Here is a 26,488-nt window from a genome sequence, read left to right as displayed (position 1 = left end):
TCTTTAGAAAATTAACAAGATTATAAGCTAGGACACTAATCATCATTCTGACTTGATTTTCTAAGAAGCGTGGACTGTCGGTTTTGTCAAAATAAAAGCCTGCTTTAGCTTCTTTTATATAGTTTTCCATTGTCTCTCGTTTACTGTATAGAGAGAAGAGGGTTTTAGGTGAAACATTTTCTGATAGATTAGTCACAATAAACGTATGGTTGAAGAGCAGCTCTCCTCCTTTGCGAACGGAGCGAATGCAGATACGACGAGGTTTCGACCATGATTGAGCTTGGTAAGACAGTGAAAAATGCTGGACTTCTCGCTCTTCCCAATTTTGATTATATCCATACAAGATGGATTGTTCAGCCAGCAGACCTAAGCGTCTATTGTTCTTTAATCGATTTAATCGAATCACATAGTGACTATGATTGGCTTCACAGGACTCATATACCTCTGGTGTGGCGAATCCGCTGTCCCCTCTAACTAAAATATCGGTATGAGGCAAAGCCTTAGAGTAGTGATCAAACAGTGGGTCTATAAACTTCTTTACTCCTTTGGATGTGTATTGGTTACCTGAACGTAGTTCAGCTTTTAAGAAATCCCCAGTTAGTCCATCAAAAGCAATGAGAGGGTGATACCCATAAGTTTGATAATGGGCATTATAATCTGTTTGTTCTTGACGACCATAGGTATCTGAATGAGTCGAATCGATATCGATGATTAACTCGGTGTCATTGCGAATCAGCCGTGCTTTGTCAATTAATACTAGATTCAATGATTGAAATTGTTTCATATTCTCTTCAGTAAAACGATCGAGGAATCTTGAGATTGACGACTGACTGTGAGGCTAATTGCTTACTGCCTAGCACTATTTGGATTGAATTTAACTTGTTTTTCTGTAAACTATCCATGAGAAGAACTCCTCTTTCTTATGGTTGGTTTAGTCACCTTTACCATAGCAGAATGGGGGTTTTTTTGCCTCACTTAACAGATGGGAATGCGATCTTAAATTTAGTCTATTATTAAGCAATTCTTAGTAGATTTTGTTAATTTTACGTATTATTCAGGTTATTAATATAACTATTTCATTACGTAAAAGGTTGAAACATTATGCATATTTATCTATATAATTGTTTTATAACGTGGCTTTTATTTTGAGACTCCCTTCTTTTTTGTTGCGGTTGATCTAACAGTTTCTTGAAACTAGACTTTTCTGTTTTACTTTGATCGTTAACCTGTTTCATTTGGTACGAATGCAAACTATCTTTTGTCGCAACGAAATAATCGGCTAAGCTTACATTTTTCTCACTCAACTGTTTCTGAATCATGGGAGCCTTAGTAAAAGCCTCTAAGACCTGGCCGTCTGTTAGTTTTGTCTCTTTATTTAAGTAAACAATATGGTGACTAGCTAACGTCTCGGCTTTATCTACAATAAGGGGTAGTTTTCCTCCCTGTTCTGAATTTGGAAAAATAAGAGTACTGTCAATAACTGCCATCTGTTCATTCAAAAAGACCACTATTTCTGCCTGGTCATAATGTTTGTATAACGTATCAATGTAGTGTTTAAACGCGTGAGGATCTGTTAAGGTAACGGCATTCTCTTGTTCCAACTGTCGCTCATTGTAGCGATCTACAATTTGCTCGATCATATCTTTCGTTGTGGCTTTCACCTCTTCCAGGCTTTGTACATAAACGTCTGGTTCGATCGCTTCTTTAGACGTCCAACTTTTTAAATAACGCGTCGAATAATCTTCGGTGTCTAAGTTGAATGACGAACTAATCAAATAGGCCGTCATTTCGGCCTGATATTCAATGATACTGCTCGAACGTAAAGCACTCTCTTTGTCTTTCATTTTATCAACCGTGTGCATTTTTGCATGTGCTAACTCATGCAACAACACTTTCGCTTGCTCCTGCTTGGTTAAACCCTCTCTTAAGACGATTTTATTTTTTAGAGGGGCATAGTACCCTTTACGCACACTGTCACTCATCACGCCATAAGAAACCGGGATTTGTTGCGCGTCAGCGTAATCTCTAACCGCTTGGTAGAAGTGGCTAAACTCCTGGTCAGTTCCTTCAAACGTAAAGTTTTGCGGACGATTGGGATATAAATTGGGGTAATCCTGCTCTGGGCAATCCGTTTGTGTAATATCAAAGACCGGAACAGGCACATAGCCTCTCAAGTCCTTTTTTATCACGGTTAATTGTTTAGCCTGTATCTTTTGTTTTTGCACTTGCGTGGCATATTTAAGTGGTTTTTTTACCTTTTTTCATCAATAAACATGTCCTGCAGCTTTGGGGCTAATACACGAATGGCTGTCTGTCCTTTTTGAACGTGATAGCCTTTTTCTTTATGCTCTTTGTATGAAGCAACTCCTATGGCTCCCTCGTATTGCGATTCAATCAATAAAGCATTCTTCAAAGAATACTTATAAAACGTCCGAATGTAGTTTAACAGCTCCAATTCGTCTTTTGGATTCGTTCGGTAGTCTTTGAGGCGCTCATTCATTTTTTTCGTCAACGTATCAATCATTGTTGTGTGTTTAGACATTCAAGTCCCCCCCTTTCTAATAAAATAACGGTAATCGATCGTCATCGGGCATACTGACTAGCTGGTTTGATGCTGTATCGTAAAAGACAAAGGGATTCAAAGGATTCTCGGTCTGTAAATACTCGGGCAAGTCGCCATCCGTCGCTTCGTCTAACATCTCCGTATAAAAGTTTTGATCTTGTTTCGTCAGATTAATAACAAACGTTTCCTTATTTTTATAGTCATAAAGCGTGGTACGTCCGTGTTCGATACGCTGTAATTGGCAAGGAATGATCATGGTTTTAACCTCTTTCTAGTGATAGGCTGGGTGAGACAGTTCGGCTTGATTGTCGTTTTTGGGTTTCATCTTATCGATCATGGCTTTAGTTTCTTCAAGAGATAAATCTTTGTCGTTTTTGACAAAGTCAATAAATTGAATGATTTCATCGAACGTCAGCTGACTGTCATCTACAGATAAAGTTCTATTTAAATTCATCAGGCTACGCTCAATTACGCGTCGTTGTTCCTCTTTTAAAAGTTCTTCTTGTTCAGCGAGTTGAGCGTTCATTTTTTTAATGTCTTGTTTCAATTTATCTATCCGTGTTTCGCGTTTAGTCATTGCTTTTGCTTTCATGTTTTCACTGATTAAATTTTCCATTAGAGTCCCTCTTTCTGTTCGTTATTATTTAGCTAAAAACCCAAAATACTTAAGAGCCGTGTATCCAATCGCTCCAATAATTACGGCACCAATACCAACCATTGATGACAAACTGAGTCCGGATTCCTCTGGTTCAATCTGTTCGCTGCCTGTATTTTACTCTTCCTCGTTTGTTACGTCAGTCGCTTCTGGATCGACGGTGTCGCTCTCTTCTTTTAGTAACGCATTCGGCTTGCTTTCTTTGACTTCAATCACTTCAATATCAAAAAAGACTTTTTCATCAGGAAAAACAAGCAGTTTATCGTTATGCTTAAAATCGTATGTCTCGTCATAATCCTTGTCCAGTAAATAAATCTCTTTAATCGTGTAAGTCCCTGCAGTAACTCGTTTATCATTCTTGCTGTCGCTGTAAGGCAAAATGTAAATCGTGCGTTCTGTTCCGTCTTCATCTTGAATCACCAGATAAATATCTGCCTGTAAGTCAGCGCCAGTGGTTTGGACTTGGAGTTGTCCCGTTTCATCGGAATAAAGCGTTGGACTCTCATTAGTCTCGTCGACGGTTTCCAGAGCCTTTTCTTCCTCATTCTGTGCTTGATTATCGTTTTTCTGTTCTTCTTCCAGCTGTTCATTGTCTATATTCTCTTCGTTTTCCTCTGCTTGAACCGTTAAGGAAAAAACGTGACCGTTTGTTAGATGACTTGGGTAAGCTAAACTAACGGCCAGCAACAAAAAGAGCTCTTTAGACATGGGCCTAAAGAGCTCTTAAATAATTTATTTAATTTTTAAAGCGTAAATTCCTCTTCTTTTAAAGGTTCGACTACTAAATAACGGTGAGGGTCTTTACCTTCTGAATGTGTTTGTACTCCACCAAATCTATTTAAATAACGATGAATTTGCTTACGTTCGTGTGCAGGCATCGGTTCTAAAATAACAGGTCGCTTTGTTCTCTTTACTTTCTCAGCCGTACGCGTCGCCAATTGCTCAACTGTCTTTTTACGACGATCACGATAATTCTCAGCATCCACTTTAGCGTACAGTTTATTATCTGCTTCCTGATGCATCTGAATCTGTGCTAAGGTCTGTAAACTATTCAAAACTTTTCCATGACGACCAATAATTAAGCCAGCATCTTTTGTCTCAATCGAGAATTTCACTCGATTGTAATCGCGCTTTACGTTGACAGAAACATCATCGACTCCCATCTTCGTAGCGACAGTTTTCAGATATTTTGAAACTTTTTTAACAGCCGCTTCATCCTGCTCATTAAATTGATCTTCCTTTTTTGTTACTTCTACCTTTTTAGTTTCATTCTTTTCGGTTTCATTCATGCTCGAAGCTTTATTGATTTCTTTTGTTTCATCAATAGACTCTGTAGTATCTTTTTTATTTAACGCTGCATCATCTTTTTTTAGTGTCTTTTTCTCTTCTCGTTTTTCGGAAGGTTTTATAGTTGATGTTTCTTCTTCACCCAGCATCACTTCTTTAGATAATAATTCCTCAACAGCTTCTTTAGTATTAGTCTTTTTTACCACAACAATCGCATCTTTTTGTCCAATTCCTATGAAGCCCTTCTTCCCCTCTTGTACGACTTCTATTGTTGCATCTGCTTTATTTATACCTAAAGCTTTTAGTCCTTTTTCAATAGCTGCTTCCGTTGTAGAAGCTTGTGCAGTATATTTATCATTCATGAATTCTATCCTCCATTCCAAATTTTACTCATCTATATTTTACCAAATAAATAAGCATAAGTCAGATGAATTTTATTTCTTCACATTTCTTCTTTGCTTTTGTGCTTTTTTCAATGCGCGTCTACGCTGACGCTCTTCTTCCCGTTCTTTTTCTTCTTTTTCCTGGCGTTCTCTTCTCATTTTAAATGGATTTTGGAAGAGTAATGTCTGTACAACAGCAAATCCGTTTGAAGCGGTGAAATACAGAGCCAGAGCACTCGATAAGCGCAAAGTAATAAATACAATGAACAAAGGCATGACATAAGTTATTATCTTATTGCCCGCTTGTGCTCTTCCCATACTCATTAAAACAGAGTTGCCTAGTGTAAATATCCCCGCAAGAATAGGTAGAAGGAAATATGGATCGGGCTCTCCCAGGTTCACCCATAAAAAATCACCTGTTGCTAGAATAGGCGTACGGTTAACAGCTTGATAGAGAGAGATAAAAACAGGCATTTGTATCAGCATTGGTAGGCAACCCATATATGGATTGACACCAGCATTACTATAAAGACGCTGTTGTTCTTCCCTTAATTTTTCTTGTGTTTCAGGATCTTTTGCTGAGTATTTATCTCTCAATTCTTGAATTTGAGGATTGATTTCATTCATTTGTTGCATATTTTTTTGTTGAAAATGTGTAAATGGAATAAGTAATGCTCGAATAATAATTGTAACAACGATAATCCCTATACCATAATTTCCACCAAATAAATTTGAAACCCAGATAATAGCTCGGGCAAAATTATAAATAATTACCCCTTCCCAAATACCTGTACTTTCTGATGTTACTGCATCTGTTCCACACGCTGATAAAAAAACAACTAACCCTAGCATCGATAGCGCTAAAAGCAATCGCTTACGTTTCTTCAAAAAATTCACGTACTTCTCCTCTTTTCTCAAACATCTTTAAATTTTATTTTTAAAATTTCTAATTTAATTTTCTTTCTGTATATGAGCTCGCTTCAATACATGCAAAAGACTCTTTTTTATTTCATGATAATCCATTCTACTAACCGGCGCTCTAGCAATAATAATAAAATCTAGTTCAGCTTTAATTAAATCCTTTTGATCGAATTCTATCAGGCAATGTCTTATTTTTCTTTTGATTGAATTTCTTTCAACCGCATTTCCTAATTTTTTTCCAACCGATATTCCAACGCGAAAGTGAGCTTGCTTTTCTTTATTCAGGCTATAAACCACAAATTGGCGGTTAGCCATTGACTGTCCTTGATGAAAGACTTTTTGAAAGTCTGCTTCAGTTTTTACACGATAAGCTTTTTTCATTAATGTCCCATCTCTTTCTATTAACTAAGTAATTTCTTTTTTTACATAAAAAAAAGGCAACGCGCTCTCACCCGATATTCCAGCAAGAAGCTTCCGTCGCCTAGCGTCATTAAGCAGAAATTCTTTTTCTTCCTTTACGACGTCTGTTTTTTAATACTCTACGTCCATTTTTAGTACTCATACGTTTTCTGAATCCGTGTACTCTTTGACGTTTACGTTTTTTTGGTTGATATGTTAATCCTTGTGCCATTGGCAAACACCTCCGTAATCTTTCCTTATGTCTTCTGTACTCATAATAAGCAATATCAGACTATTACTTTAAACTATATAGACAGACTCTATTATTTTAGAAAACATTTCACTTTTTGTCAAGTTTATTTCACTATAAATCTATTCATTCTTCTCCCACGTTCACAATTAAAAGAAAAAGTTATACCAAAAAGATATCCACATGTGAAGTATAAGTCTTCTTTACTATTTTTTATCCACGTAATCTTTCACAGAATATCCACAGTTGCACACGGTGTTAATTGAAGCTGCACACAAGCATATACAGGTTGTGGATAACCGTTGTAAAAAGCTCTGTAGCAATACATTTAACATAGTAGTTATCCACATTTCATGTGAATAATAGTTATTTGAAAATGTATATCCACATTTATTTTATTGCTGTGGATATCTTTTTTTACATGCTGTGGAATTTTTATTAACAATTTCTCTCATTTGTGGAAAACTGATTCAAAACATGATAAAATGAAAAAAGTAACTTCAGGGCGAGGAGGAAAATAATGGATAATATACATACAGTCTGGACATATCTTCAGGATAAATTTAAAGAAACTCTTTCAAAAGTTAGTTATGACACATGGATTCAAAGTGCCAGCCTCGTCAGACTCTCTGATAATTCAATCACAATTGAGGTCCCTTCCACTCTGCATAAAGAGTACTGGAAAAATAACCTTTCTACTAAAGTTGTTGAATACTTATATGAATATCTAGGACGAGAAATTTCCCCATTATTTGTTACAGCAGATGAACAGGCCACTTTCATGGAGCAAGATACAAATGAAAAAGTTGATCCGTTCACTTCTGAAAATAAATCAAGTACTTTAAACAGTAAATATACGTTTGATACGTTTGTTATTGGTAAAGGAAATCAAATGGCTCATGCTGCTGCTTTAGTTGTTGCAGAAGAACCGGGGACAATTTATAACCCCCTCTTTTTCTACGGTGGCGTTGGTTTAGGGAAAACACACTTAATGCATGCAATCGGGCACCAGTATTTACAGATCAATCCGAATGCTCGGATAAAATATGTTTCCAGTGAAAATTTTGCTAATGATTTTATTAATTCTATTCAAAATCGTACGCAAGAAAAATTTAGACAGAATTATCGAAATGTCGATTTATTATTAGTCGACGATATTCAGTTCTTTGCTGACAAGGAAGGAACGCAGGAAGAGTTCTTCCATACATTTAATGCACTCTATGATGACCGCAAGCAAATTGTTTTAACGAGTGATCGTTTACCAAATGAAATTCCAAAACTTCAAGAACGTTTGGTTTCTCGCTTTGCGTGGGGACTTTCAGTAGATATCACTCCCCCAGATCTTGAGACACGTATAGCGATTTTGCGTAAAAAAGCGAATGCTGAAGGTTTAGAAATACCAAATGATACCTTAAGTTATATTGCTGGACAGATTGACTCAAATATACGAGAACTAGAAGGTGCACTCGTTCGTGTCCAAGCTTACTCTGCGATACAACGTAATGACATAACAACAAGTCTTGCTGCAGACGCCTTAAAGAGCATGATTAAAAACGATGGCAAACAAAATATTTCTATTGCTTCCATTCAACAAAAAGTTAGTAAATATTACCAAATCTCTTTAACTGATTTAAAAGGGAAAAAAAGAGTTAGACAGATCGTACTTCCGCGCCAAATCGCTATGTATCTTTCAAGAGAATTAACTAGCACCTCTCTTCCTAAAATCGGAAAAGAATTTGGTGGTAAAGATCATACAACAGTGATTCATGCACACGAAAAGATAAAAAAATTATTAAATGAAGAAGAAAATGGGGAAATGCGAGAGCAAATCGAAGAAATTAAGAAAAGTCTTTAATCATGTCCTGTGGATAAACGGTTAAGTTAAACACAGACTTATCCACATCTTATTCACATGTGCAAAAGCTTTATTTCTAGACGTTTTTTCTGTTTTCCACAGTATACACAGGGCCTACTACTATTACTAAGTATTTATATTAATATATAATACGTATTAGGTTACTAAATTAAATAATGGAGGATTACTATGAAGTTCACCGTCAATCGTGCAACATTCTTAAAAAAATTAAAAGATGTTCAATTAGCTGTTTCATCTAGAGCAACCATTCCAATCTTAACTGGAATAAAATTGATGGCTGACTCTGAAGGAATTAAAATGACTGGGAGTAACTCTGATATTTCCATCGAAACCCTTTTAACTGTCTCAGATGAATCTGCAGACCTTTCTATAGATACACCTGGACAAATCGTTTTACAACCTGCTCGTTTCTTTAGCGATATTGTTAATAAATTACCAGATGAAAAATTTACTGTTGAAGTAACCAATGGCGTACAAACATCTATAACATCAGCATCTTCTGCTTTTGTTATTAATGGATTAGATGCCGTTAATTACCCAAGATTACCCGAAATAGATACAAAAGATGCCTTCACATTACCTGTAAACTTACTTAAAAAAATTATCAAACAAACAGTTATTGCTGTTTCAACGCATGAAAGTCGTCCTATTCTTACAGGAATACACTTTACTATTAAAGAAGGAAAATTAAGTGCGGTTGCCACAGATAGTCATCGTCTAAGTCAGCGAGTTATTCCAATTGAAGGAACCGAAAATATTTCGCATGATTTAGTTATTCCAGGTAAAAGTTTGCAGGAATTGACACGTTTACTCGATGATAGCTTAGACGAAATTGAAGTGATCGTAGCTGAAAACCAAATATTATTTAAAACAGATGATACTTACTTCTATTCGCGTTTACTTGAAGGAAATTATCCGGATACAAATAGGCTAATACCTGATAATTCGTCCACACAACTAACACTTGAAGCTAATACGTTACTTGGCGCTGTCGAACGAGCTAGTTTACTGTCACACGAAGGTAAAAACAATGTTGTCAAGCTCACAGTAAAAGATAATAGTGTAGAAATAACCGGTAATTCACCAGAAGTCGGGCGTGTGAATGAGCAAGTAATCTTTAATGAATTAAATGGAGAGGATATCGAAATATCCTTTAATCCAGATTACTTGAAAGCTGCATTAACAACATTTGGCCCCGTAGAAGTGACATTGAAGCTCATTTCAACCTTACGTCCTTTCGTTCTTGTACCAAGTGAAGATAACAACGAATTTATTCAGTTAATCACACCTATTCGTACATCCAGCTAAACATATTAATAAACAGACAAAAAAGACCCATATGGGTCTTTTTTGTCTGTTTTAGAGTAAAAAATTATGTCAAATTTTATTTTTGATATATTTAAATTCAATTAAAAATTCATTTCTAAGCTAATTAGAGTATAAAAAGCTATTTTAGTCAGATATCTATTAAAATCGATTAGAATGCTTATTTTACTATATAAATTTGTTTTAAGCACATATTTAAGGTATAATATGAAAGGAAACGAGTGTAAATGAAAGTTTATTCATATTTTTACTTTTAAGGGGTCGAAAATAATGTCTGAAACAATTAAGATCGATGATAAAATGATAAATTTAGGTCAATTTTTGAAACATGCCAATATTATATCAAGTGGCGGAATGGCCAAGCCATTTCTATTAGATTATAAGATTTGGGTCAATGATGAACTTGAAAACCGTCGAGGCAGAAAATTATATCATGGTGACACAATTAAAATTGAGGAATTTGGAACGTACACAATAAAAGCAATTACTGACGGAGAATAAGGATGCTTTTAAAAGAAATTTCTTTAAAAGGATATAGAAATTACGAATCAGCAGCTGTAAATTTCTCTGAAAATATCAATGTTTTTCTGGGTGAGAATGCTCAAGGTAAAACAAACATGATGGAAAGTATATATGTTTTAGCTATGGCACGAAGTCATAGAACAGCCAATGACAAAGAACTTATTGGGTGGGAACAAGATTTTGCTAAGGTAACTGGGAAAGTAGAAACAGGTAAAACATCTTATCCACTTGAAATAGTGTTGTCAAAAAAAGGGAAAAAAGCCCGGCTGAATCATCTTGAACAAAAAAAATTAAGTGCCTATATCGGACATTTGAATGTGATTTTATTTGCTCCGGAGGACTTGGCCTTGGTAAAAGGATCGCCATCAGTGAGGCGGAAGTTTTTAGATATGGAAATGGGCCAGATGAGTGCTATATATCTGTACCATCTTGTGGAATATCAAAAAATTCTAAAACAACGAAATGCTTATTTAAAACAAAATCGTAAAAATATAAAAATAGATAAAACATACTTGTCTATTCTAAACGAACAATTAGCGGCAGAAGGTGCTGAGGTACTTGCTGAGCGCTTTTCTTTTGTTAAACGTCTGGAAAAATGGGCACAGCCTATTCACTCAGATATTAGCCAGCAAAAAGAAGAATTAGAGCTGGAATATGCCTCAACTGTGACTTTGCAATCAGAAAAAGATAAAGATTTGATGATGCAGGATCTACTTAAACAGTACGAAAAAAACGAGCGGAGAGAATTGGAGCGGGGAACAACGCTCACTGGTCCACACCGCGATGATGTAAGGTTTTATGTGAATGGAAAAAATGTTCAGACTTATGGGTCACAAGGGCAACAGCGAACATCAGCGCTAAGCGTTAAGCTCGCAGAAATTGAGTTGATGAAGGAAATGACAGGGGAGTATCCTGTTTTACTTTTAGATGATGTGCTAAGCGAACTGGATGATGATCGACAGACACATTTATTGAAGTCTATTCAAGACAAAGTACAGACATTTTTAACAACGACAAGCTTAGATGGAGTAAAAAAAGAATTACTCAATGAACCACGTATTTTCACCGTTAATAACGGACAGATTGAAATGGAGAGTGAATAGAGTGGCTGAAGATAAATTAACACCAAAAGAAATTGAAGAATTACGCGAAGAGTATAATGCAAGTCAGATTCAGGTCTTGGAAGGGCTAGAGGCTGTTAGAAAGCGTCCAGGAATGTATATTGGGACCACTGGACCTGAAGGCCTTCATCACCTTGTTTGGGAAATCGTCGATAACTCCATTGATGAAGCTATGGCTGGACATGCTGACAATATCGATATCATTATCAAACCTGATGATATTATTGAGGTTAGAGATAATGGACGCGGAATACCCATAGATATCCAGGAAAAAACAGGACGGCCAGCAGTAGAAACGGTCTTTACAATACTTCATGCCGGCGGAAAATTCGGTGGGGGCGGTTATAAGGTATCAGGAGGACTACACGGCGTAGGGTCTTCGGTTGTTAACGCTCTTTCTGAATTCCTTGAAGTGGACGTATATAAAAACGGTAAAATCCATAATATGACATTTGAACGTGGTGATGTCGTACAAGAACTTCATGAAGCAGGAGATACGGATGAATCAGGAACCGCTGTACGTTTTAAGGCAGATAAAGACATTTTTACTGAAACAACCAGCTATGACTTCAATAAACTAGCCACGCGTGTACGTGAATTAGCTTTCTTGAATCGTGGGCTAGCTATTTCAATTGAAGATCAGCGTGGGGAAGAGCCTAATCGTCTAGAATATCAATACAATGGTGGGATTAAGAGCTATGTTGATTACTTGAATCAGAGCAAAACAGTTCTATATGATGAGCCTATTTACCTTGAAGGTGAACAGGACGGTATTGCGATTGAAGTTGCTTTACAGCATACAGATGGCTACCACACGAATATCATGAGTTTTGCTAATAATATCCATACTTATGAAGGTGGAATGCATGAATCAGGCTTTAAGACCGCTCTCACACGTATTATCAATGATTATGCCAAGCGAAATAAATATTTAAAAGACAATGAAGAGAATCTCAGCGGTGAAGATGCTAGAGAAGGTCTGACAATCGTTTTAAGTATTAAACATCCTGATCCTCAATTTGAAGGTCAGACCAAGACTAAATTGGGGAATTCAGAAGTTAGAACCATTACTGATAGGCTGTTTAGTGAACACTTTAACCGTTTCTTGGTTGAAAATCCTCAAATTGGTAAGAAAATTATAGATAAAGCTCTATTGGCGGCTAAAGCTCGATTAGCTGCAAAACGAGCACGTGAAGTTACACGTAAAAAAAATGGGCTTGAAATCAGTAATTTACCAGGTAAGTTAGCCGATTGTTCTTCTAAAGATCCTGAAAAATCAGAAATTTTTATCGTTGAGGGGGATTCAGCTGGAGGATCTGCTAAACAAGGCCGATCTCGTTTATTCCAAGCTATCTTACCGATCCGAGGGAAGATATTAAATGTTGAAAAAGCTACAATCGACAGAATTTTAGCGAATGAAGAAATACGTGCACTTTTTACTGCTATGGGGACAGGTTTTGGCGAAGAGTTTCAGATAGATAAAGCCAGATACCATAAACTGATTATTATGACAGATGCTGACGTTGATGGGGCACACATTAGAACCTTACTACTAACGTTATTTTACCGCTATCTGCGTCCAGTCGTTGAAGCAGGGTATGTTTACGTAGCAATGCCACCCTTATATCAAATTAAACAGGGTAAAAAAGAGGTATATGTGGATTCTGAAAAAGAATTAGAAGAACACCTTAAGTCTATTCCAGCGTCGCCTAAACCCTCTATTCAGCGTTATAAAGGTTTAGGTGAAATGGATGCAGAACAATTATGGGAAACAACTATGAACCCAGAAAATAGACGCTTGCTCCAAGTCAGTGTTGAAGATGCTATAGAAGCGGATTTAGTGTTTGATATGCTAATGGGAGAAAAAGTTGAGCCACGACGCGTGTTTATCGAAGAAAACGCCCAATATGTAGAGAATATCGATATCTAATTAAAGCTAAATTAGTTTTAAAAGTTTAAATAATCAGTTTTATGTCTGAGGAGGAAATGACTTGAGTGAAGAAAGAGAAGCACGAACGGAAAAAATAAATTTATCCAGTGAAATGAAAAAATCTTTCTTGGATTATGCGATGAGTGTGATTGTCGCTCGTGCTTTACCTGACGTACGCGACGGATTAAAACCTGTACATCGTCGGATATTGTATGGAATGAATGAATTAGGAATGACACCTGATAAAGCCTTTAAAAAATCTGCACGTATCGTCGGAGATGTTATGGGTAAGTATCACCCCCATGGTGACTCTGCTATTTATGAATCAATGGTGCGAATGTCTCAGGATTTCAGTTTCCGTAATCCACTCATCGATGGTCACGGTAACTTTGGGTCAATCGATGGAGATAGCGCTGCTGCCATGCGTTATACTGAAGCAAGAATGAGTAAAATGGCTTTGGAAATGCTACGCGATATAAATAAAGATACCGTTGATTATCATGATAACTATGATGGATCAGAACGAGAGCCAAACGTACTTCCCGCTCGTTTCCCTAACTTACTTGTAAATGGGGCTTCAGGTATTGCGGTTGGTATGGCAACGAACATACCACCACATAACTTAAGAGAAGTTATAAATGCCTGTCGTGTAATCATGGAAAATGAAGAGGCAACCGTTGCTGATCTAATGGAAGTCTTACCTGGACCTGATTTCCCTACAGGAGCAATGGTTTTAGGTAAATCTGGTATAAGAAAAGCTTACGAAACAGGTAGAGGATCCATAAAAATAAGAGCTAAAGTGAGAATCGAAGTTCAGCCAAATGGGAAAGAGCGCATTATCGTGGATGAAGTTCCTTACTTAGTGAATAAGGCTAGACTAGTAGAACGAATAGCTGATTTAGCTCGCGATAAACGTATTGAAGGCATCACTGATTTGAATGATGAATCGGATAGAGATGGCCTTCGAGTAGTTATTGACGTTAGACGAGACGTCTCAGCAAGTATTGTTCTAAATAATTTATACAAGATGACACCTTTACAAACATCTTTCGGATTCAATATGCTTGCCATCGTGAATGGTGTACCAAAAACGCTCGGTCTTAAAGAAATTTTAGTTGAATACCTTAAGCACCAGCGTATTGTTATTCGCAGAAGAACGGAATATGATAAGCGCAAAGCAGAAGCACGTGCGCATATTCTGGAAGGATTGCGTATTGCACTGGATCATATTGATGAAATTATTTCAATTATCAGAGGGTCTGACACAGCAGACATTGCTAAAAATGCACTGATTGAACGGTTTGGCTTAAGTCAACGTCAGTCACAAGCTATTTTAGATATGCGTATGGTCCGTCTAACGGGACTAGAAAGAGACAAAATTGAAGGAGAGTATCAAGATCTCCTAACATTGATTAGTGATTTGACAGACATTCTATCTAATCCTCAGCGTGTCCATGAAATTATAGCAACTGAACTAGAAGAGATTGCAGAGAAACATGGTGATGACCGCCGTACAGAATTGCTTGTCGGGGAATCTCTTAGTCTTGAAGATGAAGATTTGATAGAAGAAGAAGAAATAGCAGTGACTCTTTCTCATAATGGTTATATGAAGCGTATGGCTATCTCTGAATTTAAGGCACAGCACCGTGGAGGTAGAGGCGTTAGAGGTATGACAACGAATACGGATGACTTCGTTGAAACGCTTATAACCTGTTCCACACATGATCTACTTCTGTTCTTTACAAATACAGGAAAAGTCTATAAAGCTAAAGGTTATGAAATACCTGAATATGGTAGAACAGCAAAAGGAATACCAGCTATTAACTTCTTAGGTATTAACAATGATGAAAGCATACAAGCAATCATTAGTACAAGAGGCGAAACGAAAGAATCGGATCATCTCTTCTTCACAACCCGGATGGGAACGGTGAAACGAACAGCTTTCAGTGAATTCGAAAATATTAGAACGAGTGGTCTTCGTGCGATTGTTCTTAAAGAAGATGATGAACTGATAAACGTTGCTGTCACAGATGGCTCGAACCATATTGTTGTAGGAACACGCCAAGGATATGCCGTGAGCTTCCATGAAGAAGACGTCAGAAGTATGGGACGTGCAGCAGCGGGTGTTCGAGGTGTACGCTTAAGAGACGAGGATTACGTCGTAGGAATGGATATACTTGATTCTGACTCAGAAGTCTTGGTGATAACTGAAAACGGCTATGGTAAACGTACATCGGCATCAGAGTATGCAATCAGAGGTCGTGGAGGTAAAGGGGTCAAAACCGTAAATATTACCGAGAAAAATGGACCATTAGTAGGCCTTAAAACAGTTCATGGTGAAGAAGATATCATGATGATCACTACAAGCGGTGTAATTATCCGGTTCCATGCGAAAAACATTTCTCAAACTGGACGCGCAACACAAGGTGTAAGGTTAATGAGATTGGAAGATGATATATTTGTGTCAACACTAGCCAAAGTTGAACCTGAAGAAGATGAGGAAGAACTAGAGCTAGAAGAAAGTGAACAGAGCATTAATGAGAATGAAGAGAACAAAGAAGAATAACACACGTTAATTTATGTTTAATAACAAAAGGAGTGGCTCTGCTTGGGGCTACTCTTTTTTTATAGTTTATATTGAAAAGAAACCTTGTATTCTGTGTGTGCACATGCTATAATACTTCGGAGTGAGTACTCTATATAGAATACTCTCCTTGCTCTTTCAAATGAAGGGGCCAAAGTCCATAAGGAGGTGACAGTCAAAGATGAGTCAATCAGCTAAATACGAAATTTTATACATTATCCGTCCTGATCTTGATGAAGAGGGTAAAAAAGCCTTGGTAGAACGTTTTGAAACTATCTTGAAAGATAATGGTGCTGAAGTAACTGAATCAAAAGACTGGGCGAAACGCCGTTTTGCATATGAAATTAAAGACTACCGCGAAGGAACATATCGCTTAGTAAACTTACAAACTTCAGATGCAGCAGCTATCAATGAATTTGAACGCCTAGCACGTATCAATGACGATATTTTGCGTCATATGATCGTTCGTCTAGAAGACTAATGTTTCACGTGAAACATTACCATTAATTGTCTTTTAAGAAAGGAGCAACCTTGATTGATCAACAATGTCGTGCTAGTTGGTAGATTAACTAGAGATGCTGAACTTCGTTATACAGGTAGTGGAATAGCCGTAGCATCCTTTACCGTGGCTGTAGAACGTCCATACACTAATGCACAAGGTGAAAGAGAAACAGATTTCATCAATTGCGTAGCGTGGAGAAAAACAGCTGAAATTATTTCCAACTATACCCGTAAGGGATCATTAGTAGGAGTAACCGGTCGTATGCAAACGCGAAACTATACGAATAATGAAGGTAGAAAAGTTTATATTACAGAAGTTGTATGTGAAAACTTCCAAATGCTTGAACCAAAATCAGTCACTGAAAGACGTGCACAAAATGATGGCTCAAGTTCTAATTCAGGATTTTCTAATAATTCTTCTAATAATAAAAATTATTCTCAGAATACCAATCAAGCTCCAAAAAATAACTCTAAAAGCAGTTACGCAAATTTTGATGAGGATCCATTTGATACAAACAATGATTCCATCGATATTTCCGATGACGATTTACCATTTTGATTCAAGTATAAAAGGAGGATTATAACATGGCTGGACGTAAAGGCGGAAGAAAGCGCCGTAAAGTTGATTTCTTTGCAGCTAATCATATTGAATACATCGATTATAAAGACATCGATTTATTGAAACGTTTCATTTCAGACAGAGGTAAAATTTTACCACGTCGTGTAACTGGAACATATGCTAAAAACCAACGTAAATTAACGAAAGCAATTAAACGCGCTCGTATCATGGGCTTATTGCCATTCGTTACTGAAGACTAAAAAATAGTTAGAAGCTGTGGCAGAGATACTGTTACAGCTTCTTTTGTTTTAAATGTTTCACGTGAAACATTTAAAGAGTATTAAGTATAGAAGTAGTTTTCTAAACATGTTAAAATATAAAAAAATAGTTTTATAATGTCGATGTTAAGAGGAGAAAATATGAATAATAAGTCTCAGGAAGATAATCTTCCTAAACTACTGAATCATCCATATTTAAAACGTATGCTTTTATTCGCAGTGGCCGTTCAATTTGTTATGACGGCGCTCAGCTTCTTTGCTCATATATGGTTAGGCGTATTGATGCTCATTTTATTTCTCATTACGCTCGCAATTATATGGCAATTTAGCAATGAATATAATGATGAGCTGAATAATTACATTCTTAACTTGTCTTATCGGATAAAGCGTGGACAGCAGGAGGCATTAATAAAGATGCCTATGGGAATCATTCTACTTAATGATGAAAATCAGATTGAATGGATTAACCCTTACATGCAATTACAGCTACCATCCGAACAACAGTTATTAGGCGAGCCAATAAAAGAAGTGAATCAAAATCTATCTGATTACTTTGAAAATGATAAAAGAGAAGATTTTAATTTAGTGGAATGGAATGAGAAAATTTATAAGGTTTCTCTCCAAAAGGATATCAATGCCCTATATTTACTGGATATCACTGAATATGCTACAGCTACAGAGGAGTACGAAAAAACACGCCCGGTTGTAGGCTGGTTATTTTTAGATAACTATGATGAGATTACTCAAGGACTGGATGACAGAGGCATATCTGGCTTTGATAGTCTGTTAACGACCTATTTCTCCAACTGGGGGAAGCAACACGGGATTTTTTATAAACGAATCTCTGATGACCGCTATTTTCTTCTGCTGGATAGAGAAAAGCTTGATCGTTTGGAAAAAGATAAGTTCAATATTATTGATAATGTTAGAGATCGAACCTCGAAACGTAATTTACCGCTAACAATAAGTATAGGATTGTCTTATGGAGAGGCGCCCTTTGATAAGTTAGCCGATCTTGCCCAAAGCAATCTAGACCTAGCTTTAGGACGCGGAGGAGACCAGGCAATCGTGAAGGCAGTCGACGAGGAGCCACGTTATTATGGTGGGAAAACGAATCCTATGGAAAAAAGAACGCGTGTCCGCTCTCGTATGATTAGCCAGGCTATGCAGAAATTGATGAAAGATAGCGATAAAATTTTTGTCATGGGACATAAAAATCCTGACATGGATTCAGTTGGCTCATCTCTTGGTGTTGCTCGTATAGCTATGATGTTGAAAAAAGAAGTTTACGTAGTGATAGATGAAGATGATATTAATAAAGACGTAGCTAAGTTGATACAAAAAATTAAAGAATATAAACAATTAAATGATAACTTAATATCTTCTAAAGAAGCAGAACGATTAATAAATCCAGATGACTTGGTTGTATTGGTTGATCACCACAAACCAGTGCTTTCTATTGCTCCGAGTTTGTTAAGAAAATCTAAGCGTAATATGGTTATTGACCACCACAGACGTGGAGAAGAGTTCACTGAGAATCCATTACTTGTTTATATCGAACCCTATGCTTCATCAACAGCAGAATTAATCACGGAACTCTTTGAATATGTATCAACAGATGGCGAGCCAATTAATCGAATAGAAGCAACAGCTATGCTTGGTGGTATAGTTGTTGATACAAACAACTTCAGTTTAAGAACAGGTTCTCGTACTTTCGATGCAGCAAGTTATCTTCAATCCGTTGGAGCTAATTCCACTATGATACAAAGACTTTTAAAAGAAGATCCTAAGAATTATCTTAAACGTAGTGAGCTAATACAGACCCTTGATTACGTAATAGATGGTGTAGCCATTGCTCATGGAAAGAATGACGAGGTTTATCCATCCGTGACAGCTGCTCAAACAGCTGATACAATGTTAAGTATGTCTGGAGTTGAAGCTGCATTTGTCATAACACGACGTTCAGAAGAAACTGTAGGTATAAGTGCGCGAAGCTTGGGAAAAATTAATGTTCAAACCATTATGGAGAAAATGGGTGGTGGCGGACATTTATCTAACGCTGCGACACAGATTGATGACCGGAGTATTTCTGAAGTAATAGAAGAATTAAAAGAAGTTATACATTCTCAATTAGATTAAAAGAGAGAGGGAGTTTAAACTATGGAAGTTATTCTATTAAAAGATGTTAAAGGAACAGGGAAAAAAGGTGAAGTGAAAAATGTGTCTGATGGCTATGCACGAAATTTTTTAATAAAAAAAGGTGTAGCAAAAGAAGCCACGTCTTCAGCTAAAAAAGAATTAACAATGAAAAAGAAAGCACAAAAAAGAGAAGAAAAAGAAATGTTTGAAGAAGCCAAAAGTGAAAAAGATATATTAGAAAAAAATCCTATAGAGATTAAAGAAAAAGCGGCAGAAGATGGACGTTTATTCGGATCAGTAACGACGAAACAGATTGCAAAAGCTATTGAAGAGCAACTGGATATAAAAGTTGATAAAAGAAAAATTAATCAAACAATACCTATGCGTTCATTAGGTAGTCAGAAAATGGATATTAAACTTCATAAAGATGTAGTAGCAGAGATAACAGTAAGAGTACTAGCTAAAAATAAATAAATATAGATAATAAGTTAGGCAAAATAGCTAGAGCTAGCATGCAAAAGGATAGAATCCTAAAAGTATGCTAGCTTATTTTGTTTCATGTGAAACAATTGAAAGAATATATGTTCCCTTGTATACTTTTAAATTCAAGTAAGGTACAATATAGAGACAGTGAAAGTTACGAAAGGAAGTTAGATATCAAGATGGATATTATAGGTAATCGCCTCCCGCCACAAAACATCGAAGCTGAACAATCTGTTTTAGGATCGATTTTACTTGACCCTGAAGCCATTATTTTAGCTATGGAATTTGTAGAAACGAATGATTTTTATCGCCGTGCTCACCAGCTTATTTTTCAATCTATGAATGAATTGAATGAAAAAAATGAAGCAATCGATGTTATTACAATAGCCAACAATCTAGAAGCCAGGAACCAGTTGGAAGATGTTGGAGGTACCCCTTATTTAACTGAATTAGCGACGACAGTGCCTACTGCAACTAACGTGGGGTATTATGCTAAGATTGTTGAAGAACGTGCTATACTAAGAAATTTGATTCAAACAGCTACTGAAATAGCATCAAAGGGATATGAAGAGACTGATAATCTTCCTAATTTACTTGATGAAGCTGAAAGAAAAATTTTAGAAGTATCTGAGAAGAAAAGTAGAAGTGGCTTCGTAGATATTGAAACGGTACTACGAAATACAATCAATAATATTGATGATCTCTTTCAAAATGATGATGATATCACAGGAATATCTACTGGATATAAAATGCTTGATCAAATGACAGCTGGACTGCATGAAGATGAACTGATTATTTTAGCTGCTCGACCAGGTGTTGGTAAAACGGCCTTTGCATTAAATGTAGCGCAGAATATTGGAACAAAGACAGATGAGAATGTAGCAATTTTCAGTTTGGAAATGGGCGCTGAACAACTAGTTAATCGTATGTTATGCGCTGAAGGGACAATCAATGCAACGAATTTACGTACAGGGCAATTGACAGAAGAAGAATTCACCAAATTATTTGTTGCTATGGGGAGTTTGTCTAAGGCCAACATTTATATTGATGACACACCGGGTATTCGAACAGCTGAGATACGCGCTAAGTGTCGTAAACTCAAGCAAGAAAAAGGGGATCTTGGTTTGATAGTTATTGACTATCTTCAGTTGATTGAAGGAACTGGACGAGAAAGTCGCCAACAAGAAGTCTCTGAAATTTCAAGACAACTAAAAAAACTAGCTAAAGAGCTTTCAGTCCCTGTTATAGCCTTATCCCAACTCTCACGTAGTGTGGAACAAAGACAAGATAAACGTCCAATCCTCAGTGACTTAAGAGAATCAGGTTCGATTGAGCAAGATGCTGATATCGTAGCCTTTTTATATAGGGAAGATTATTACCGAGGTGAAGACGATGAAGAGGAAGAAGAATCGGCAGACGAAAACGTAGTGGAAGTTATTCTTGAAAAAAACCGTTCAGGAGCAAGGGGAACAATAAAATTACTATTCATTAAAGAATATAACAAATTTTCTTCATTATCTTACTATCCTGAGAGTGAAATACCAGGTTAAATAATATAAATGCAGCAAAATAAAACAGTAGCCAACAACTATTTAAGCGTTGGCTACTGTTTTTTATTTTAATTGGTCTGTATAATCTAAATGCTCAAAGGTTTCTGGTTTACCTATCGCAACAATAAAGCTCCCAGGCTTGATTTTTTCTTCAGGGGGAACGTTGATAGCGAGTTTTCCATTTGGATCAGATTTCATACCGATTACGTTGATTTTATATTTCTTCCTAAGGTCCATTTCTTTTAAACTACGCCCTATCCAGCGTTCAGGAGCAGTAAATTCAATGATTGAATTTTCATCATCAAGTGTGATGACATCCAAAATGTTATTGCGCATAATGTTTCGAGCGACTTTATCTCCCATTTGTTTTTCAGGTCGGATAATTTCGTGTGCACCCATTTCTTGCATGATTTCCATGTGTGTTCGATTTTTAGCTTTAGCAATAATGCGCTTAATACCAAGCTTTTTACAGTTCATAATTGCCATGACGCTTGCCTCAAGGTTTGAGCCCGTACCAATTACAACTACTTCACAGTTAGAAAAACCAATACTTCTAAGTAACTCAATATCTGTAAAATTACCTTGGACCGCCTGGACCACATACTCTTCTACACGATTCACATCGACTAAGTCTTTGTCAACGGCAATAACGTCATAATGCTGTTCGCCAAGTTCAGTAGCGATGGTGGAACCAAACACGCCGAGTCCCAAAACTCCTACAGTTTTAACCATTCTAAAACACTCCTACCCAATTAATATATTTCCTGTTGCATAGCGGATATCTTTATTTCTTCTATTTCTATTTCCTAAAGCTGTAAAGATTGTAATCGGTCCGATTCTTCCAATAAACATACAAAACATAATGACAACCTGACTCTGCCTAGAAAGAGACGCAGTCAAATCGGCAGATAAACCGACAGTACCGTAAGCAGAGACCGTTTCAAAGAGAAGATACTGCATTGGAATCTGTTCATCAAATATAGTTATTAAAGCCAATGCAAAGAAATTGAGTAGAATAAACATAACAACGATAACTAAAGCACGCTTAATAATATCCATTTCCAATGTTCTTTTTTTATAGTTCACATTTGTTAAACCTCTAACTTCTGCAATCATAAGTTTAACAACAAGAGCGACAGTAGACGTTTTTGCCCCCCCAGCAGTTCCTCCGGGAGAACCTCCAATAAACATAAAGACAGTGAAAGTAATAAGTGTAAATATATGGAATTCAGAAAAATTCAGTGTACTGAAACCTGCTGTTCTAAGTGTAACAGCTTGAAAGAAAATGGCCTGTACTTTACCAGAAAAGTCCAATGAACCTAATGTTTGAGGATTAGTCCATTCAGCTAAAGTGAAGATAACGCCGGCTGACAGGATCAATCCTAAAGACCATTTAATGACGAGACGGGTGTGAAGTTTCAACCTTCGATAAGTTCCTTTAAAGTCGACCCAGCTTCTAGAAGCACTGAATTGTTTAAAGTGCTTGGCAACATCAAACCATACAGAAAAACCAATACCTCCGAGAATAATCAAGAGAGGGACAACAATATTTATAATTGGTGAACTGACAAAATTTTGTAAACTCACTGTTCCTAAATTATCAAAACCTGCATTGTTAAATGAAGAGATAGATAGAAATATAGAATTAAAAATGCCTGCCCCCCAGCCAAAATGTGGAACAAATTTAAACATAAACAAAAGGGCACCGAGGGCTTCAAATAACGTTGTGTATTTGACAACATTAAGTAAAAAGTGTCGAAATCCTTTCATATCACTTCTATTTAAAGCTTGCTGTAAAGTGATTTCTTCTCTCATACTTACCTGACGACCGAATTGCATAACGATAGCCGAAACAATCGTAATTAAACCTAAACCACCTAATTTAATCAAGATTAGCGTAATAATTTGACCAAAAATATTGTAAGTCTCAGCTATTGGGACGGTTGCTAAACCAGTAACCGCAACCATTGAAATAGCACCAAATAAATGATCAAAATAAGTTGCTTCCGATGATTCAAGCTGGCTGATAGGCAAGGCAAGAAAAAGCGACCCCAAGACAATAACAATAGCAAAACTGAAAACTATCTTTATGGGGATGGGCCAGTTAGAAAAATGACGTATTTTATTAATCATAAAAACAACCTTTCATAGATAAAAAAAGATTCAGATTTTTAAAATCATGAATAGATAAAGTTTACTTGATTACAGGGTTAAAAACAACCTAGAGAGCGTTGAAAATAAATCTTTTTCTGCTATGATGAATGGAGGTTCTAAAGGAACTCAAAGGACGTAAGGAGGCTCTTAATGTGAAGATTGTAATAGCTGGTGGAGGTAAGGTAGGAGAAACCTTGTGTAGAGAACTCTCACTTGAAAATAATGATGTTGTATTGATTGAAAAAAAACAATGGCGACTTGAGCGTGTAATCTCAAAAACTGATATCACAGGACTCGCGGGAAATGCGGCGAGTTATGAAACCCAAGTAGAAGCAGATGTGGGGAAATGCGATATCTTTATTGCCGTAACTCCAGAAGATGAGATAAATATTATAGCTGCTATTATAGCCAAGAAGCTAGGAGCCACGTATACAATTGCCAGAGTCAGAAATCCAGAATATGCTAATCATATGGGATTCATGCGAGAAGGCTTAGGCATTACTATGATGATTAACCCTGAATTGGAAGCGGCTAAGGATATCACGCGAGTTATAAGGTATCCAGAAGCTCTAAGTGTCGAGCAATTTGCAAACGGTCGGGTAAATATTGTAGAAATAAATGTGTCAGAAAATAGTCAACTTGCTCACACTTATTTGAGCGAATTTAAACATAAATTTGATAATGTTAATGTCTGTGCCATTTCACGGAACGATTTTGTCTTCATACCAAGTGGTGATACAAAGCTTGAAGAGAATGACCATATCTTTGTTACAGGTGGTAAAAAAGATTTGACCAAACTTTATAGAAAATGTGGTTTGGAGCAAGGGAAATTAAGGTCTGCCTTAATTGTTGGTGGAGGAAGAGTGGCCCATTATCTTATTGATATGCTCTCGGAAATGCGTATGGAAATAAAAGTTATTGAAACAAATCATAACGTAGCAAAAGAGTTGAGCTGCCAGTTTTCACGAACCGTTGTCATCGAAGGCGACGGAACAGACCAGGAGTTTCTTAAAGAAGAACGCATTGAGCTTTATGATACGGTGATTAGTTTGACTGGGGTAGATGAGGAGAACATCCTAATTTCTCTTTTTGCTTTATCAGAAGGTGCTAAAAAGGTTATAACGAAGGTAAGTCGTACAGATTTATTGAAGTTATTGGACAATGTTGGCTTGCAGTCCATTGTGACACCTAAAAGATTAATCGCAAATGAAATCATACGTTTTGTACGGTCACTTAATTCCAATGACGGGTCCAATGTTGAGGCTTTGTTTAGGATTGCCGATAACCAAGTTGAAGCCATACAATTTAGAGTACCAGAAAATTCTAAAGTAACGCATCAAAGAATTCAGGACATGAACATGAAAAATAACTTACTGATTGCCTATATAGTAAGGGATAACAAACTTATTTATCCCAGCGGGAGTGATACGATCGAATCGGGTGATCAGGTAATTATAACAACAACAATAAAATCACTCGAGAATATTGAGGATATTTTAGCATAGGGTGGGGTAATTTGAATAAAAAAATGGTCGCTTACACTTTAGGGAGACTGCTTCAGATTGAAGCGATACTTTTAATTGTCCCTTTAGTTGTTAGCCTTTTATATAGAGAGCCGATGAGATATTCGGCAAGTTTTTTGGTCATTGCCGTGCTCACAGGGAGTATCGGTTATATGTTTACTAAAAAAATACCGAGAGTGAAGACTTTTTATGCAAAGGAAGGTTTTGTTATTGTATCATTATCCTGGCTTTTGCTGTCGTTCTTCGGTTCATTACCATTTGTGTTAAATGGAGACATCCCCTCGTTGATCGATGCTTTTTTTGAGACGGCTAGTGGTTTTACAACCACGGGGGCGAGTATTTTAACAGATGTAGAAACTTTAGCGCACTCAAGTCTTTTCTGGCGAAGTTTTACTCATCTGATTGGTGGAATGGGGGTTTTGGTATTTGCGCTAGCTGTTCTGCCACAGATGGAGTCTGAAACAGTACATATTATGAAAGCGGAGGTACCTGGTCCGACATTTGGAAAAATCGTTTCTCGGATTTCGCATTCTGCTCGTATACTTTATTATATGTATTTAATATTCACAGCTGTTGTGATTGTACTGCTGATAATAGCTGGAATGCCTATCTTTGATTCATTTATTCATGCCTTTGGGGCAGCTGGTACGGGTGGTTTTGGTATGAAAAATGGTAGTATTGCCCCTTATAATAATGCTATGATAGAGCTTATACTTGGAATAGGAATGCTTGTATTTGGAACAAATTTCAACTTATATTTCTTGATTTTTACCCGTCATTTTAAAGACGCATTCAAGAGTGAGGAGTTACGATGGTATTTAGGCTTTATAACCGGAGCAATCATATTGATTACCACTCAGTTAACTCTGTCATCCGAAACATACCACAACGGCTTAGAAGCACTAAGGCACAGTTTTTTCAGTGTAATTTCTATTATGACAACGACTGGATTTTCTACTGATAATTTTAATAACTGGCCTTTGTTTTCTCAAATGATTTTAATTTTCCTGATGTTTGTAGGTGGGATGGCAGGATCGACAGGCGGAGGAATGAAGGTCTCGCGGATAGTAATACTAATTAAAACAGCATTTTCTGAGTTGAAACGAAATGCTTATCCCAACCGTATTGTGAGTCTACATTTCGAAAATAAGCCAGTTGAGGGTCATATGATAAAGGCAATCGCAAACTATTTGATTGTTTATGTTGGTATTTTTGTTTTATTGCTTTTACTTATCAGCTTTCAACTTGATGATTTTACCTCAGCATTTAGTGCAGTAGCTGCTACATTTAATAATATTGGACCGGGTCTAGGGCTTGTAGGGCCGGACTCTTCATACGCTTTTTTTAATTCTTTTAATAAATTAATATTATCTCTAGCTATGATTATGGGACGTTTAGAAATATTCCCGATTTTAATATTATTCTCACCAAGTATATGGCGAAAACGTGCATAAAAATAGCGCATCAGATAGCAGTAACATTCG

The 26,488-nt window shown here is 36.7% G+C and carries 25 protein-coding genes and 1 pseudogene; 14 read left to right on the top strand and 12 right to left on the bottom strand.

Features of this window, described 5'->3' with window-relative positions; translation table 11 throughout:
- The 10 genes and pseudogenes from BMX83_RS03755 to rpmH all read right to left on the bottom strand — a co-directional run.
- A pseudogene (locus BMX83_RS03755) lies at positions 1 to 866 on the bottom strand (IS1380 family transposase); the annotation flags it as partial.
- A gap of 243 nt (positions 867 to 1,109) precedes the next feature.
- Complete coding sequence (locus BMX83_RS03750) at positions 1,110 to 2,225, bottom strand: ImmA/IrrE family metallo-endopeptidase (protein WP_143059483.1); 1,116 nt, start codon at positions 2,223 to 2,225, stop codon at positions 1,110 to 1,112.
- A 26-nt stretch (positions 2,226 to 2,251) separates the two neighbouring features.
- Complete coding sequence (locus BMX83_RS03745; RefSeq protein ID WP_091633576.1) at positions 2,252 to 2,542, bottom strand: ArdC-like ssDNA-binding domain-containing protein; 291 nt, start codon at positions 2,540 to 2,542, stop codon at positions 2,252 to 2,254.
- A gap of 16 nt (positions 2,543 to 2,558) precedes the next feature.
- On the bottom strand, positions 2,559 to 2,819 hold the full coding sequence (locus tag BMX83_RS03740; protein WP_091633574.1) for a hypothetical protein: 261 nt from the start codon (positions 2,817 to 2,819) through the stop codon (positions 2,559 to 2,561).
- Positions 2,820 to 2,834: 15 nt separating this feature from the next.
- A complete protein-coding gene (locus BMX83_RS03735; RefSeq protein WP_091633571.1) occupies positions 2,835 to 3,179 on the bottom strand; it encodes a hypothetical protein in 345 nt (114 codons plus the stop codon).
- Positions 3,180 to 3,335: 156 nt separating this feature from the next.
- On the bottom strand, positions 3,336 to 3,926 hold the full coding sequence (locus tag BMX83_RS03730) for a hypothetical protein (RefSeq protein WP_091633568.1): 591 nt from the start codon (positions 3,924 to 3,926) through the stop codon (positions 3,336 to 3,338).
- Positions 3,927 to 3,961: 35 nt separating this feature from the next.
- Positions 3,962 to 4,867 carry an RNA-binding cell elongation regulator Jag/EloR gene (jag, locus tag BMX83_RS03725; RefSeq protein ID WP_091633566.1) on the bottom strand — a complete coding sequence of 302 codons (906 nt, stop codon included), beginning with the start codon at positions 4,865 to 4,867 and terminating at the stop codon, positions 3,962 to 3,964.
- Between the two features lie 72 nt (positions 4,868 to 4,939).
- Positions 4,940 to 5,785, bottom strand: a complete 846-nt coding sequence (locus BMX83_RS03720) for a YidC/Oxa1 family membrane protein insertase (RefSeq protein WP_336622026.1) — start codon at positions 5,783 to 5,785, stop codon at positions 4,940 to 4,942.
- A 54-nt stretch (positions 5,786 to 5,839) separates the two neighbouring features.
- The gene (gene rnpA, locus BMX83_RS03715) at positions 5,840 to 6,190 is read right to left on the bottom strand and encodes a ribonuclease P protein component (protein ID WP_091633563.1); all 351 of its coding nucleotides are present in this window, start codon (positions 6,188 to 6,190) and stop codon (positions 5,840 to 5,842) included.
- A 109-nt stretch (positions 6,191 to 6,299) separates the two neighbouring features.
- Positions 6,300 to 6,440, bottom strand: a complete 141-nt coding sequence (gene rpmH / locus BMX83_RS03710) for a 50S ribosomal protein L34 (protein ID WP_091487056.1) — start codon at positions 6,438 to 6,440, stop codon at positions 6,300 to 6,302.
- Positions 6,441 to 6,978: 538 nt separating this feature from the next.
- Here rpmH and dnaA point away from each other — a divergent pair.
- The 12 genes from dnaA (at position 6,979) to dnaB (ending at position 21,327) form a co-directional block, all read left to right on the top strand.
- Positions 6,979 to 8,313 carry a chromosomal replication initiator protein DnaA gene (gene dnaA / locus BMX83_RS03705; protein WP_091633560.1) on the top strand — a complete coding sequence of 445 codons (1,335 nt, stop codon included), beginning with the start codon at positions 6,979 to 6,981 and terminating at the stop codon, positions 8,311 to 8,313.
- A gap of 189 nt (positions 8,314 to 8,502) precedes the next feature.
- Positions 8,503 to 9,642, top strand: coding sequence for a DNA polymerase III subunit beta (dnaN, locus tag BMX83_RS03700; RefSeq protein ID WP_091633557.1), 1,140 nt, complete (start codon positions 8,503 to 8,505; stop codon positions 9,640 to 9,642).
- A gap of 288 nt (positions 9,643 to 9,930) precedes the next feature.
- Positions 9,931 to 10,161 carry a S4 domain-containing protein YaaA gene (gene yaaA, locus BMX83_RS03695; RefSeq protein WP_091633555.1) on the top strand — a complete coding sequence of 77 codons (231 nt, stop codon included), beginning with the start codon at positions 9,931 to 9,933 and terminating at the stop codon, positions 10,159 to 10,161.
- Between the two features lie 2 nt (positions 10,162 to 10,163).
- Positions 10,164 to 11,285, top strand: coding sequence for a DNA replication/repair protein RecF (gene recF, locus BMX83_RS03690; RefSeq protein ID WP_091633552.1), 1,122 nt, complete (start codon positions 10,164 to 10,166; stop codon positions 11,283 to 11,285).
- 31 nt (positions 11,286 to 11,316) lie between these two features.
- Positions 11,317 to 13,233 carry a DNA topoisomerase (ATP-hydrolyzing) subunit B gene (gene gyrB, locus BMX83_RS03685; protein ID WP_245746620.1) on the top strand — a complete coding sequence of 639 codons (1,917 nt, stop codon included), beginning with the start codon at positions 11,317 to 11,319 and terminating at the stop codon, positions 13,231 to 13,233.
- Between the two features lie 61 nt (positions 13,234 to 13,294).
- Entirely contained in the window at positions 13,295 to 15,799 is a 2,505-nt protein-coding gene (gene gyrA, locus BMX83_RS03680) for a DNA gyrase subunit A (RefSeq protein ID WP_091633547.1), read from the top strand.
- A gap of 199 nt (positions 15,800 to 15,998) precedes the next feature.
- Entirely contained in the window at positions 15,999 to 16,298 is a 300-nt protein-coding gene (rpsF, locus tag BMX83_RS03675; RefSeq protein ID WP_091633544.1) for a 30S ribosomal protein S6, read from the top strand.
- 54 nt (positions 16,299 to 16,352) lie between these two features.
- Positions 16,353 to 16,877 (top strand): single-stranded DNA-binding protein, encoded by a 525-nt coding sequence (gene ssb, locus BMX83_RS03670; RefSeq protein ID WP_091633542.1) that lies wholly within the window; start codon positions 16,353 to 16,355, stop codon positions 16,875 to 16,877.
- 26 nt (positions 16,878 to 16,903) lie between these two features.
- On the top strand, positions 16,904 to 17,137 hold the full coding sequence (gene rpsR, locus BMX83_RS03665) for a 30S ribosomal protein S18 (RefSeq protein WP_091633539.1): 234 nt from the start codon (positions 16,904 to 16,906) through the stop codon (positions 17,135 to 17,137).
- Between the two features lie 159 nt (positions 17,138 to 17,296).
- Entirely contained in the window at positions 17,297 to 19,294 is a 1,998-nt protein-coding gene (locus BMX83_RS03660; RefSeq protein WP_091633537.1) for a DHH family phosphoesterase, read from the top strand.
- Positions 19,295 to 19,315: 21 nt separating this feature from the next.
- Positions 19,316 to 19,768, top strand: a complete 453-nt coding sequence (rplI, locus tag BMX83_RS03655) for a 50S ribosomal protein L9 (protein WP_091633534.1) — start codon at positions 19,316 to 19,318, stop codon at positions 19,766 to 19,768.
- Between the two features lie 188 nt (positions 19,769 to 19,956).
- Positions 19,957 to 21,327 carry a replicative DNA helicase gene (gene dnaB / locus BMX83_RS03650; RefSeq protein ID WP_091633532.1) on the top strand — a complete coding sequence of 457 codons (1,371 nt, stop codon included), beginning with the start codon at positions 19,957 to 19,959 and terminating at the stop codon, positions 21,325 to 21,327.
- Between the two features lie 63 nt (positions 21,328 to 21,390).
- Here the strand turns inward: dnaB and BMX83_RS03645 are convergent, their stop codons facing one another.
- Positions 21,391 to 22,059 (bottom strand): potassium channel family protein, encoded by a 669-nt coding sequence (locus tag BMX83_RS03645; protein ID WP_091633529.1) that lies wholly within the window; start codon positions 22,057 to 22,059, stop codon positions 21,391 to 21,393.
- Positions 22,060 to 22,071: 12 nt separating this feature from the next.
- Positions 22,072 to 23,460 carry a TrkH family potassium uptake protein gene (locus tag BMX83_RS03640; RefSeq protein WP_091633527.1) on the bottom strand — a complete coding sequence of 463 codons (1,389 nt, stop codon included), beginning with the start codon at positions 23,458 to 23,460 and terminating at the stop codon, positions 22,072 to 22,074.
- 173 nt (positions 23,461 to 23,633) lie between these two features.
- Between BMX83_RS03640 and trkA the strand changes: the two genes are divergently transcribed.
- On the top strand, positions 23,634 to 24,986 hold the full coding sequence (gene trkA / locus BMX83_RS03635) for a Trk system potassium transporter TrkA (RefSeq protein WP_091633524.1): 1,353 nt from the start codon (positions 23,634 to 23,636) through the stop codon (positions 24,984 to 24,986).
- An 11-nt stretch (positions 24,987 to 24,997) separates the two neighbouring features.
- Positions 24,998 to 26,458 (top strand): TrkH family potassium uptake protein, encoded by a 1,461-nt coding sequence (locus BMX83_RS03630; RefSeq protein WP_091633521.1) that lies wholly within the window; start codon positions 24,998 to 25,000, stop codon positions 26,456 to 26,458.
- Positions 26,459 to 26,488: the final 30 nt, after the last annotated feature.

Origin of the sequence: Alkalibacterium gilvum (assembly GCF_900109085.1) — a bacterium.
GTDB classification, from domain to species: Bacteria; Bacillota; Bacilli; order Lactobacillales; family Carnobacteriaceae_A; genus Alkalibacterium; species Alkalibacterium gilvum.
Note: the sequence above shows the minus strand (reverse complement) of the source record. Positions and strands in the feature narration are given on the sequence as shown.